At 36.0% G+C, this 13,429-nt stretch carries 11 protein-coding genes; 9 read left to right on the plus strand and 2 right to left on the minus strand.

Annotated elements, in window-relative coordinates; genetic code table 11:
• Nucleotides 1-39 precede the first annotated feature (39 nt).
• Nucleotides 40-1,653, minus strand: a complete 1,614-nt coding sequence (pckA, locus tag EO766_RS03760) for a phosphoenolpyruvate carboxykinase (ATP) (protein ID WP_287100682.1) — start codon at nt 1,651-1,653, stop codon at nt 40-42.
• A gap of 318 nt (nt 1,654-1,971) precedes the next feature.
• Here pckA and EO766_RS03765 point away from each other — a divergent pair, with 318 nt between their 5' ends.
• Together EO766_RS03765 and EO766_RS03770 are read left to right on the plus strand one after the other, a co-directional pair.
• Nucleotides 1,972-3,369: an FAD-binding oxidoreductase gene (locus EO766_RS03765; protein ID WP_287100683.1), complete on the plus strand. Its 1,398-nt coding sequence runs from the start codon at nt 1,972-1,974 to the stop codon at nt 3,367-3,369.
• A 63-nt stretch (nt 3,370-3,432) separates the two neighbouring features.
• Complete coding sequence (locus EO766_RS03770; RefSeq protein WP_218330315.1) at nt 3,433-4,098, plus strand: hypothetical protein; 666 nt, start codon at nt 3,433-3,435, stop codon at nt 4,096-4,098.
• Here the strand turns inward: EO766_RS03770 and EO766_RS03775 are convergent.
• Complete coding sequence (locus EO766_RS03775; RefSeq protein WP_218330314.1) at nt 4,067-4,618, minus strand: LOG family protein; 552 nt, start codon at nt 4,616-4,618, stop codon at nt 4,067-4,069. The two genes, EO766_RS03770 and EO766_RS03775, sit on opposite strands and share 32 nt — an antisense overlap.
• Nucleotides 4,619-4,724: 106 nt before the next feature.
• Here EO766_RS03775 and EO766_RS03780 point away from each other — a divergent pair, with 106 nt between their 5' ends.
• The 7 genes from EO766_RS03780 (at nt 4,725) to EO766_RS03810 (ending at nt 13,398) form a co-directional block, all read left to right on the plus strand.
• Nucleotides 4,725-6,182 carry a sodium:solute symporter gene (locus EO766_RS03780; protein WP_287100685.1) on the plus strand — a complete coding sequence of 486 codons (1,458 nt, stop codon included), beginning with the start codon at nt 4,725-4,727 and terminating at the stop codon, nt 6,180-6,182.
• 4 nt (nt 6,183-6,186) lie between these two features.
• Nucleotides 6,187-6,825: an O-methyltransferase gene (locus EO766_RS03785; RefSeq protein ID WP_218330312.1), complete on the plus strand. Its 639-nt coding sequence runs from the start codon at nt 6,187-6,189 to the stop codon at nt 6,823-6,825.
• A 12-nt stretch (nt 6,826-6,837) separates the two neighbouring features.
• Entirely contained in the window at nt 6,838-7,923 is a 1,086-nt protein-coding gene (locus tag EO766_RS03790; protein WP_218836924.1) for a glucosaminidase domain-containing protein, read from the plus strand.
• A 14-nt stretch (nt 7,924-7,937) separates the two neighbouring features.
• Nucleotides 7,938-8,477 (plus strand): hypoxanthine phosphoribosyltransferase, encoded by a 540-nt coding sequence (gene hpt / locus EO766_RS03795; protein WP_074420851.1) that lies wholly within the window; start codon nt 7,938-7,940, stop codon nt 8,475-8,477.
• Nucleotides 8,478-8,567: 90 nt separating this feature from the next.
• Nucleotides 8,568-10,316, plus strand: coding sequence for a vWA domain-containing protein (locus tag EO766_RS03800; protein ID WP_074420850.1), 1,749 nt, complete (start codon nt 8,568-8,570; stop codon nt 10,314-10,316).
• Nucleotides 10,317-10,433: 117 nt separating this feature from the next.
• Entirely contained in the window at nt 10,434-12,530 is a 2,097-nt protein-coding gene (gene ppk1, locus EO766_RS03805; RefSeq protein ID WP_074420849.1) for a polyphosphate kinase 1, read from the plus strand.
• Nucleotides 12,511-13,398, plus strand: coding sequence for a Ppx/GppA phosphatase family protein (locus tag EO766_RS03810; RefSeq protein ID WP_074420848.1), 888 nt, complete (start codon nt 12,511-12,513; stop codon nt 13,396-13,398). The genes ppk1 and EO766_RS03810 overlap by 20 nt, the downstream gene beginning before the upstream one ends.
• Nucleotides 13,399-13,429 lie beyond the last annotated feature (31 nt).

Below are 13,429 nucleotides of genomic sequence, written 5' to 3' on the forward strand. Positions count from 1 at the left end.
CTCATTTGCCAGAGCAATCGAAGAGACCAAAATTTAAAATCAGGCAGTAGTTTTGGGTGCGGCACAAACAATATCCTGAGGAACACCTGATTTGTATTTTTCGAAATTTTGATTAAACAATGCAGATAGTTGATGTGCTGCCTTATCATAAGCATTCCTATCACTCCAGGTGTATCTGGGATGTAATAACTGAACCGGAACACCGGGGCAGGTTTTAGGAATTTGAACGCCAAAAACCGAATGCGTTTCAAATTCTACATGATTGAGTTTTCCAGACAATGCAGCACCAACCATGGCACGGGTATACTGCAAATTCATTCGTTTACCCACGCCATAACCACCACCGGTCCAGCCTGTATTTACCAACCAAACTTTAACTCCATGTTTTTTAATTTTGTTACCCAACAATGCAGCATATTTACCTGGATGCAAGGGCATAAACGGCGCTCCAAAACAAGCACTGAAGGTAGCTTTTGGCTCTGTTACGCCTGCTTCGGTACCGGCTACTTTTGCGGTATAGCCGCTAATAAACTGGTACATGGCCTGTTCGGTACTTAATTTACTGATAGGTGGTAATACACCATAAGCATCGCAGGTTAAAAAGAAAATGTTTTGGGGAATACCGGCAAAAGAAGGTACTAAGGCATTGCTGATATAATGTAATGGATAACTTACCCTTGTGTTTTCTGTAATGGATTTATCTGAAAAATTGATTTGATTGGTATTTGGATAAAATACAATGTTTTCCACTAAAGCGCCAGGTTGAATGGCCTTAAAAATTTCTGGTTCTTTGGCTGCATCCAAATCTATACATTTTGCATAACAACCGCCTTCAAAATTAAATACACTGTTGGCATCCCAACCGTGCTCATCATCCCCTATTAATTTTCTGCTTGCACCTGCACTCAATGTTGTTTTGCCGGTACCGCTTAAACCAAAAAATAAAGCAACATCCTCTTCATCACCCACATTTGCACTACAATGCATACTCAGGGTTTGATGCTGTAAAGGCAATAAAAAATTCAAAACAGTAAAAATTCCTTTTTTTATTTCACCGGTATATGCCGTTCCGCCAATTATAATGGTTTTTTCGGTAAAAGAAATAATAGCAAAATTGCCTTGTCGGGTGCCATCTGTTGCGGGATTAGCCAAAAAATTAGGTGCTTGAATAATGTGCCAATCGGGCTCAAATTCATGCAACTCCTCAGCACTTGGCCGAATAAACATATTATAAGCAAATAAATTACTCCACGGGTTTTCATTGATAACTCTGATTTTGATGCGATAGTCGGGATGTGCACAGGCAAAAGCATCTCTAACCCACAAACTTTTTTGATGGTTACAATAATCAATTAGCTTTTGCTTTAATGCATCAAATTTTTCGGCATCAAAAGGAATATTAAAATTATTCCAGTCAACGGTATGTTCGGTTAAACTGTCTTTTACTATAAACCTGTCTAAAGGACTTCTTCCGGTAAATTTTCCAGTTTCCACACACAACGCACCCGTATTATTTAAAACACCTTCCGATCTTAAGAGTGTTTGTTCGGTCAATGCTTTCGTTGAAAGTTGATAATGTATTTGTAAATTAAGTGAAAAACCAAGTGTGCTTAACTGTTCAGGCAATAGCGATTGGTTCATTGTGGCAATCATACAAACAATCATTTGTTAGTTTTACAAAGATATAGTCATGCATTCCAGTTTAACAAACAACGTGTATCCATTACACTTTTAAAAAAATTTAATTGTTTTCAGTAATAACAATTATTTTTTAAATAAACTAAAGTAGAATTTACATGCACCTGATTAAAACCGTTATTTCTTTTACAGCATTCGAAAAATAAAAAGTTATTTATTTTTTGCATTTCTACATACTTTTTTATCCCGGTTAAAATGATTATCCAGTTTAAAAAGGGGAATTATCTGCATTTGAATTTACCTTTACTACTTTTTTATAAAACCATTTTGTAAATGATGACCCCTGAAATGATTGAAACATTAATTCAGATTGTAGGCAATGAAAATTATATTGTAAATGAAGCAGACCTATTTAAATACGGGCACGATGAAACGGAAACCATACAACAAACGCCTGAAATAGTTGTAAAGCCCAAAAATACTGCAGAAGTTGCCGCAATTATGACTTTATGCCATCAAAATTGCATCCCGGTTACCCCCAGGGGGGCCGGAACCGGTTTAAGCGGTGGCGCTATTCCACACAAAGGTGGCGTAGTATTAAGTTTAGAAAAATTCAATAAAATCATATCTATTGATGAGCAAAATTTACAGGTAACTACCGAACCGGGTGTAATTACCGAGGTACTACAAAATGCAGTAAAAGAGAAGGGTTTATTTTATCCGCCCGACCCCAGCAGCAAAGGCAGTTGTTTTATTGGGGGAAATATTGCCGAAAACAGTGGCGGACCCAAAGCTGTAAAATATGGTGTAGTGAAAGATTATGTATTGAATCTGGAGGTTGTTCTGCCAGATGGTACCATTATTGAAACCGGTGCCAATGTGTTAAAAAATTCAACCGGCTATAACCTTACCCAGTTAATGGTAGGAAGTGAAGGTACTTTAGGAATTGTTACCAAAATTGTATTAAAATTAATTCCCTTGCCCAAATATGATGTTTTAATGCTGGCAGCTTTCAACAATTTACAAAAAGCAGGTGAAGCGGTAAGTGCTATTTTTAGAGCAGGTTTTGTACCCAGCGGACTTGAATTGGTAGAAATTGATGCACTAAAAATAGTAAGTACAATGATGAATAGTCATGCAATTCCGGTAAATGATGCCATTGCTGCACATTTACTGATTGAATTAGACGGCAATCACAAAGACATTTTAATGCAGGAAATGGAAGCTATTGCACTGCTTTTAGAAAATTTTGAAGTAGGCGATTTATTTTTTGCAGAAGATGAAGCACAAAAAAATGAGCTTTGGAAATTAAGGCGCCGTGTAGCTGAAGCTGTGAAATTAGATGGATATACCATTGAAGAGGATAGTGTTGTGCCCAGAGCATTTTTGCCCGATTTAATTTTGGGTGTGAAACAATTGGCACAGCAATATGGTTTTAAAGCCGTTTGTTATGGCCATGCCGGTGATGGTAATTTGCATATCAGAATAAAAGATCCGAATACCACTACCAGCTTTAATCAACCGCATATTCAAAAAGCATTGGCAGATTTGTTTATTTTAGTAAAAAAATTAGGTGGCACCATTAGCGGCGAGCATGGTATAGGTTTAATTCAAAAAAAATACATGCCATTGGTAATGCAGGAAGCGAATTTGCAAATAATGCGCTCTATCAAAAAAATATTTGATCCTAACAATATTTTAAACCCCGGAAAAATTTTTGATATGCATTAAGCACTTAGGTTTGTATTGTATAATTTTTAAAACCATCCAATTCATTTCCATAAAAACACAGGTATGAAAAAAACTTTCTTATTGATGGCATTTTTTACAGTGGCTTTGGGCAGCAGCTTGTCGTTAAAAGCACAACAAAGGCAAATACCTCCTACTTATTCTAATTCGCCTTATACCAGTAGCACAAATGCCCCCGCCGGCACAGGCTTTCAGAAACAAAACATGTTTATTGGAGGAGGTTTGTCACTGGGTTTTGGCACCTATAGTTTTAATATTGGTGGTACACCCGAAATTGGCTACTCGTTCAATGAGTGGTTAGATGCTGGTGTTTCTATTAACCTCAATTATCAATCCATTAAAGCAGATCCTTATTACAATAATGATATCAGACAAAGAAGCTTTAATTACGGTGGCGGACCATTTGTGCGAATTTTTCCCATTAAACAATTGTTTCTTCAGGGGCAATTTGAACAAAACTGGATTAAATACAATTACCTCAATATGACCAATAATCAGGCTACCAGTTTTAACACCAATGCTTCCAGCTTTTTAGCCGGTGTGGGTTATGCACAACGCATTATTGGACAAAGCACATTTTATACGGTCATTATGGTAGATGTATTAAACAGTCCCTATTCACCTTACAGAAGTTACAATGGTGTAACCAGTACCGCTTTACCTATTATAAGAGCAGGTTTTAATTTTTATCTCCATCCAAAAAAGCAATAATTTCTGAAGGAGTAGCAAACTGGTATAAAAAGCTATCCCAGTTTTCATATAAAAATCCATAATGCTGCATATTTTGTAAATGCGCTATCAATGCATGATAATATCCTGCTGAGTTTAGCAGGATTATTTTTTTATCGTGAATCCGTAAATTATTCCAGGTAAGCATTTCAAACAATTCATCCATTGTGCCATTACCACCAGGTAACACAATGGCTGCATCACATAACTCGTACATCATTTTTTTACGGGTATGCATGTTGTCCACTACTTTCAATTCGGTTAAACCCAAGTGCTGCCGCTCCTGTTCCACCAAAAGTTCGGGAATAACACCGGTAACTTTGCCGCCATTTTCCAATACCGCATTGGCCACTGCGCCCATTAAGCCCACATTGCCACCTCCATACACCAAATCCATATTTTTTGAAGCCATTAAACTGCCCAGTTGCCGTGCATGTTCTACAAAAATTGCATTATTCCCATTTTTACTTCCGCAAAACACAGCTATCTTTTTATATTGCATCTTTATTATTTTAAGCACAATATTAATTGCCTTTATTAAAAGTATGAATAAAGCACTGTAAAATATTTATGATATTGTGTTGAATTATTCATTGAAAGTTGCGCTTATGCCACCCTTACTCTTATTAAGTTTTGTTGTTGCCTACTTTATAATATTATTAGCCGTAGCCTGGTATACCGGAAAAAATAGTACTAATGATTCATTTTTCATAGGCAACAGAAATAGTAACTGGATGCTGGTGGCTTTTGGAATGATTGGCACATCGCTAAGCGGTGTAACTTTTGTAAGCGTACCCGGAACAGTTAGTACCAATGGGTTTTATTATATGCAGGTAGTATTTGGCTACTTATTGGGGTATATTGTTGTTGCATTTGTTTTAATGCCGCTTTATTATAAATTACAACTTACTTCAATTTACAACTACCTGCAAAACCGTTTTGGTTTTATTGCCTACAAAACAGGCGCCTTATTCTTTATAATTTCCAGAACGGTAGGCGCCACCGCAAGATTATACCTTGTAATTAATGTATTGCAAATATTTATATTAGACCAAATGGGTATTCCATTCTGGTTAACCAGCATCGTTATTTTAATAATGATTTTATTGTACACATTTGAAGGAGGCGTAAAAACTATTGTATTTACAGATACCCTGCAAACCAGCTTTATGTTGATAGGTTTAGTGGTTTGTGTACTTTATATTATGCACCATTTACAACTTTCTTTTTCAGGAACCATTCAACAACTTCAACTAAAAGGTTATACCCATTTTTTTAATACCGATATCAATAGTAAAGGCTTCTTTTTAAAACAAATAATTGGTGGCGCATTTATTACCATTGCTATGACAGGTTTAGACCAGGAAATGATGCAAAAAAACATTAGCGTAAAAACACTGAAAGGTGCTCAAACCAATATGCTCAGTTTTAGTGTCATTATTGTATTAGTTAACTTTTTGTTTCTATTGTTAGGGGGCTTGTTGTATTTATTTGCTGCACAAAACGGATTAAATTATACCGGAGATGACTTATTTCCCACCATTGCTTTGCACTATTTACCTAAAGCAGTGAGCATGATTTTTATTATCGGACTTATTTCAGCATTATTTCCCAGTGCAGATGGTGCTTTAACTGCGCTTACTTCTTCATTTTGTATTGATATATTGGGCATCAGAAGAGGCCAACTTGCAGAAAATCAGCAAAAAAAAATCAGACAAAACGTACACTTAACTTTCACAATTATTTTTCTGATTTGCATTTTTGTTTTTAAAATAATTAACAGCAAATCCATCATCAACGTAATATTAGATTTGGCCGGTTATACCTACGGCCCACTGCTTGGATTATTTGCTTTTGGTATTTTCAGTAAAAAAATATTGAAAGAAAGTTATGCCATTACTTTTGTATGCCTTATAGCACCAGTATTGGGTTATTTTTTAGAAAAACTGATACCTAATCTTACCGGCGGCTTTAAAATTGGAATTGAGCTATTGCTTATCAACGGATTATTAACCTATTTAGGCTTATGGCTAATTGCGAAACCGGCCGTTAAACAACAAAAATAATCGTATGGAATTATTGAATCCGTTAGCAGAAAAATATGCAGAAAAATTTACCTCTGTTCAAAATGAACATTTGCAGCGAATTTATGCACAAACCAATGAGTTGCATCCGCATGCACACATGATGAGCAACAGCGTGCAGGGACAATTATTATCCTTTCTAAGTAATATCATCCGGCCAAAATACGTTTTAGAAATTGGAGCTTTTACCGGATACAGTGCTTTGTGTTTGGCGGAAGGATTAACAAAAGATGGCGAATTGCATACCATTGAGTTAAGAGCAGGAGATGCAGCAACTGCACAACAAAATTTTATCAAATCGCCATTGGCAAAACAAATACATTTGCACATCGGAAATGCTTTAGACATTATTCCAACCCTTCCTTTTGAATGGGATCTTGTTTTTATCGATGCCGATAAAACCGGTTATATTCAATATTATGAGCTGGTATTACCCAAATTGAAAAAAAATGGTGTAATTATTGCAGACAATGTGCTGTTTCACGGTCAGGTTTTAGAAGAACCCATTAAAGGAAAAAATGCAAGCGCCATTCATGCTTTTAATGAATGGGTAGCCAATGATGTTAGAACCCATCAGGTTTTACTGACAGTTAGAGACGGACTTTTACTAATTAGAAAGCGATAAAAAATGAAGTTTTTGAGTTGTTTATTTTTGTTTTTTGGGCTCCATGCAGCCATTGCACAATCGGATAAAACCCTGGCATATATTAACCAATATAAAGATATTGCCATGCAGGAAATGATTAGAACCGGCGTACCGGCTTCCATTACGCTGGCTCAGGGCATTTTAGAATCATCAAATGGAGAGAGTGACCTTTGCAAAAAATCGAACAATCATTTTGGTATTAAATGTAAAAACGACTGGACCGGCGATCGGGTTTTTCATGATGATGATGCCAGGCACGAATGTTTCAGAAGCTACCCAAATGCAGCCGCCTCTTTTCAGGACCATTCTAATTTTCTAAAATCAAGGTCTAATTATCAAAACTTGTTTGCATTAAACCCAACCGATTATACCAATTGGGCTTATGGCTTAAAAAAAGCCGGCTATGCTACTGAAAAAGATTATGCCCAACGATTAATTGAGCTGATTAACCGTTATAATTTGAACGAATACAGTGTAATGGCACTGACAAAAGGAAAAGAACAACAGGCCAATTTTGCCCAACAAAGTACTGCCACATTCAATAACGATAAAGAAGTGAAAGCTACAATGCCCACCACACCCGAGCCGGCAGCTTCCCCTGCAAAAGCTGTTATGCAAACCAACACCCCGGTTGCATCGGCCAATACCAAATCAGTTGCTGAACCTGAAACGGTTTATCCCGAAGGAATATTTACCATCAATCACCTGAAAGTTGTCTATGCAAAAAAAGGCACAGCCTTATTATCCATTGCCAATCAGTATCAAATTAACTTAAGCCGCTTATTAGAGTACAATGATTTGGAAGATGAAAATATTCTGCAAGCCGGTCAACTCATTTTTTTAGAGAAGAAAATGAAGAAGGGCGATAAAGATTTTCATATTGTAAAAAATACAGAAACCTTATACAACATCTGCCAACAGGAAGGCATTAGAATGGAATACCTGCTTCAATTTAACAAATTGCAAAAAAATATGCAGCCACTACCGGAAGAAAAAATTTATTTGCGCTTTCTGGCTCCGGCATCTCCAAAATATACTACTATTGCTCCTGAAAACAGCAGTACTACATCTCGCTAAATAATACAATGCACATGGCCAATACAATTCAGGTATTAGACAAACATTTTGTACCTTTTATAGATGCAGCTGCCATTCATACAAAAGTGATAGCATTGGCTGAGCAATTAGCTTCCAATTATCAGGATAAAAAACCCCTTTTTATTTGCATTTTAAATGGGGCTTTTATGTTTGCTGCAGATGTATTTAAAGCATTACCCATTGAGGCGGAAATTTGTTTTATTAAATTAGCCTCCTACAAAGGCACCAAATCAACCGGCAATGTTATCACTTCAATTGGTCTGGATGTTTCCATCACCAACCGGCATGTCATTATTCTGGAAGATATTATTGATACCGGAAAAACCCTTCATAGTTTTTTACCCCAAATTTATAACCAGCAACCTGCCTCTTTAGAAATTGCAGTGTTATTGCACAAACCCGAAGCAACAGAATATCCCGTTCCGGTTAATTATTGCTGCTTCTCCATTCCCAACAAGTTTGTGGTAGGTTATGGGTTAGATTATGATGGTTTTGGCAGAAATTTGGGTGCTATTTATCAGTTGGTGGAATAGTTCTGCCCATTTTTAATAGAAGCAAATCATTAATTTTATTTGGAATGATAAGAATCTTTTATCTTTAAGATTCCTATTCACCAACAACTCATGAAGCATTGCCTGCCGGTATGTATATTTTTATGCTTTGCCATTCCTTCATTTAGCCAGTATTTTTTACGTGGCGAAATAAAAGATGAAAAAGGAAGGCAATTAGAAAGGGCTAAAATATTTTTAGCCTCGAAAGGGAATATGCCGTTTTACAGTGGCAATTTTGGTGCATTTGGCATATTATGCCCTTATCCGCAAGATACCATTACCGTTTTTTATGATGGATATGAAGTGTATAAAAAGGAAGTAAATACAAAAGTATTTAATGAATTTATACTGAAAATGCTGCCTGAAACGGCCAGCCTTTATGCCAATAAATTGAGTTCCAGAACCATCAATCTGGAAGATAACGGCGAATCTTATTTTTCTACTTTAGGTGAAAGCTACAGTTCATTAATAGAAAATCAGTTTGTAAATGCCAGGCTATATCCTGAAACAGGTTTTTCACTAAATATTGATAAAGCTTCCTACAGTAATATCCGCCGTTTTATCAATAATGGCATGTATGTTCCATCAAATGCCGTTCGTATTGAAGAAATGTTGAATTACTTTGATTTAAGAAGAACCAATTTTCCTAAACCCAAAGACAGCAGTAGTTTTAGTGCAGCATCTACCATAACCGGCTGCCCCTGGAATGATAAAAATTTTTTATTGTTTGTTCAATTGCAGGCACCTAAAATTAATCTGGATAACATTCCACCCAACAACTTAGTTTTATTAATTGATGTATCGGGCTCAATGGACCACCCCACCAAGTTACCCTTACTGCAATCGGCTTTTAAATTATTGATAGAAAATCTAAGAGTAGAAGATAAAGTGTCGATTGTTACTTATGGCGGAGGCGTTCATGTTGCATTATCAACCACCTCAGGCAATAACAAACAAAAAATCAATAATATTATTGATTCATTGTATGCCGATGGCGATACACCCGGCGAAAACGCTATCAGAACCGCTTACAGCATTGCTAAAACCAATTTTATACCCAATGGTAATAACCGGATTATATTAGCTACCGACGGTGATTTTAATGTTGGGCAAACTACCGAACAGGAATTGGAGAACTTAGTTACTTTTCAAAAACAATCGGGCATATTTTTAACCTGCCTCGGTGTTGGCATGGGCAATTATAAAGACAGCAAACTGGAAGTTTTAGCCAAAAAAGGCAATGGCAATTTTGCTTACATAGACAATATACACGAAGCCGAAAAAATTCTAATAAAAGAATTTACCAAAACCATGTATGCGGTGGCAGTAAACGCGTATGCCAATATACAATTTAATCCGGCTGTAATTAAGAAATACAGATTAATTGGCTTCGATAATAAAAAAACGGCAATTGTTGATACCACCAGTTTATTAGAAGGTGGCGAAGTTGGCAGTGGGCATAACATGATGGCAGTGTTTGAAATTGTACCTGCAGAAACCATTCATACAACAGAAACATTAGCAGGCTCTTTAAACCTAACCTTTCAATTGCCTAAACATACTCAAAAAATTACGCAAAGCTTTCAATTACCCTACCACCCTATTGCATTTAATGATGCGCCTCCGCAAATAAAATTAGCTACTTCTATTGTGGTGTTTGGTTCATTACTCAGGCAATCGAAATTTGTAAAAAACTATACTTTTCAAGATACCATTAATTTGGCACAAACTGCTATTAATCCTGCCAATACTTCAGAGCAAGAGCTTTTGCAGTTAATGCAAAAAGCAAATAATATTTATAATTATCGCAAAAAAAGATAGCGATTTACAAGCATTAAAAGGTATTCGGTTATTTTTTAAATTGAAGGGTAACAATATAGAAGAAACCTTTAAAGAAAAACAGGCTTCTGTATCTTTGAATAAACTATCCGTTCATCCATGTCGAAGAAAAAATTCATTCAAAGAGATATTAGCTGGTTAAGTTTCAATGCACGTGTATTACAGGAAGCTAACGACCCTACCGTTTCATTAAAACAACGTATCCGTTTTTTAGGTATATTTTCAAACAATACAGATGAGTTTTTCAGAGTAAGGGTGGCCACTTTAAAAAGAATGGTAGAATTTAGTGCCAAACGCAAGTTACTCAATATGCACATGGAAGAGCATCCACAAAAAATTTTGGATGAAATACACACCATTGTATTGCAACAACAAAATGAGTTTAACCGAATATGGGATGCAATTCTGGAAGAATTAAAAAGAGAAAAAATTTTTTTGGTAGATGAATCTCATTTAACAAAAGAACAATTGGCTTTTGTTAAAAATTATTTCGATAATACCGTTCGGGTAAATGTAATTCCTTTAATGATTGAAAGTTTGCCGCAAATGCCCTATCTGCGTGATAAAAGCATTTACCTAGGGGTAGTAATGCGAAAAAAAAATTCGGCTTATCAGCAAAAATATGCGTTAATTGAAATACCTGCAAAAGCAGTAGGGCGTTTTGTTTTACTACCCTCAAAAGAGGAAGAAAGTCACATTATGTTATTGGAAGATGTGATTCGGGCTAATTTGCCGAATATTTTTTCATATTTTGAATATGACTATTTTAGTGCACATGTATTTAAAGTTACCAAAGATGCTGAGATAGATATTGACAATGATGTATCTACCACCTTTGTTGAAAAAATTGAAAAAGGTTTAAAAAACCGACGCAAGGGCAAGCCCGTAAGATTTGTGTATGATAAAGAAATGGATGCCGGATTATTAGAATATCTGATTAGACGCCTGAACCTCAACAGAAAAAGTAATATTATACCTGGTGGTCGAATCCATAATTTCAGGCATTTTATGGATTTCCCGGATGTATTTCATCACACTACCGAACGCCGGAAACCCTTTACACATCCTGATTTGCAGCATGCACAACGTATTACAGATGTTATTCTAAAGCAAGATTTAATGTTGCATTTTCCCTATCACTCATTTAACGCAGTAATCGATTTATTGCGTGAAGCTGCTATTGATCCGGATGTAAAATCAATAAAAGTAACTGCCTACAGACTGGCACCAACATCTAAAATCATTAATGCACTCATCAATGCAGCACGCAACGGAAAAGAAGTGGTAGTAATGCTGGAATTAAAAGCACGATTTGATGAAGAGGCCAACTTAGAATGGAAAAAAGTTTTGGAAGAAGAAGAAGGAATCAAAGTACTGTTAGGCGTTCCACGCATGAAAATACATGCCAAATTATGCATCATCAAAAAAAGAGTGAAACATAAAATTATACAATATGGGTTTGTAAGCACCGGCAATTTGAATGAAGATACCGCCAAAGTGTATGGTGATATATGCTTATTTACTACCAACAGAAATGTAATGGCAGATATTAACCGTATTTTCAGGTACCTTGAATTTTGGAAATTGGGTACCGGCAATTTAAAATTGTGCAAAACATTAATGGTATGCCCTACCAATATGCGCAACGAAATTAATGCCCTTATTAATAAAGAAATTAAAAATGCCAAAGCAGGTAAAAAAGCAGGCATTACACTAAAACTAAATTCGTTAAGTGATGCCCCACTCATTGAAAAATTGTACGATGCAGCTGCCGCAGGTGTACCCATTCAACTAATAGTAAGAGGAATATTCTGTGCACAAATGGATTTTGGTAAAATGCGTAAAAATGCAAGCGCCATTAGCATTGTAGATGAATATTTAGAACATGCCAGAGTAATGATATTTCAAAATGAGGGCAATCCTAAAATATATATATCATCAGCAGACTGGATGGTAAGAAATTTAGACCATCGTGTAGAAGTGGCAATACCCGTATTGAATGTAAAACTTCGGCAGGAAATTATTGATATCATCAACATTCAACTTTCAGACAATGTAAAAGCACGGATATTAGACAGTGAATTATCCAATAATTATGTTCCCCATTCAGGGAAAAAACAAATCCGTTCTCAAATAGAAACCTATTTTTACCTGTATAAAAAAACACAACAACAAATTGAGATTAGCAGCAATTGATATTGGCAGTAATGCAGCAAGGCTATTAATAGCAGATGTTATTGAATTCAAAGGAAAAGTTCAATTTAACAAAGTAAATTTAGTACGGGTGCCTTTGCGACTGGGGTTTGATGTTTTTGAAAATGCTGAGATTTCAAAACACAAATGCGGAATGATTTTACAAACCATGAAGGCATACAGCCATCTGCTCAATGTTTATGAGGTACAACACATAAAAGCCTGTGCAACCAGTGCCATGCGTGATTCTAAAAACAGCAGCGATATCATCAGAAAAGTAAAGTTAGAAACCGGAATTGAAATCAAAATCCTTACCGGCGATGAAGAAGCTACCATGATATTCGAAAATCATATTGCAGAAAATTTAGACACACAGCACGCTTACCTGTATATTGATGTTGGCGGCGGCAGCACTGAACTTACATTTTTTGCAGAAGGAAAATTAAAGTACAAGGAATCTTTCAATATAGGCACCATCCGTTTATTAAAAGGACTGGTGGCAGATAATACCTGGTTAGAAATGAAAGAACACCTGAAGACCAATACCAAATCGGCTTTACCAATTATAGCCATTGGTAGTGGTGGTAATATTAATAAAATATTCTCACTAAGCAAAAAGAAAGAAGGAAAACCATTATCAATAGACTTACTGAAAGATTATTACAAAGAATTATCAAATGTGAGCCTAGAAGAAAGAATCAGAATATATAAACTACGCGAAGACCGCGCAGACGTAATTGTTCCGGCTCTACAGATCTACACCAATGTAATGCGCTGGGGAGGCATTAATGAAATTTATGTTCCCAAAATTGGATTGGCCGATGGGTTAATTCAAAGCTTATATGAAGGGCTTACACAGGCTTCAAAATAAATACATGTTCTTATTTCTGTAAAATAGAAAA

It is taken from the genome of Hydrotalea sp. AMD (assembly GCF_004100315.1).
Classification (GTDB): Bacteria; Bacteroidota; Bacteroidia; order Chitinophagales; family Chitinophagaceae; genus Hydrotalea; species Hydrotalea flava.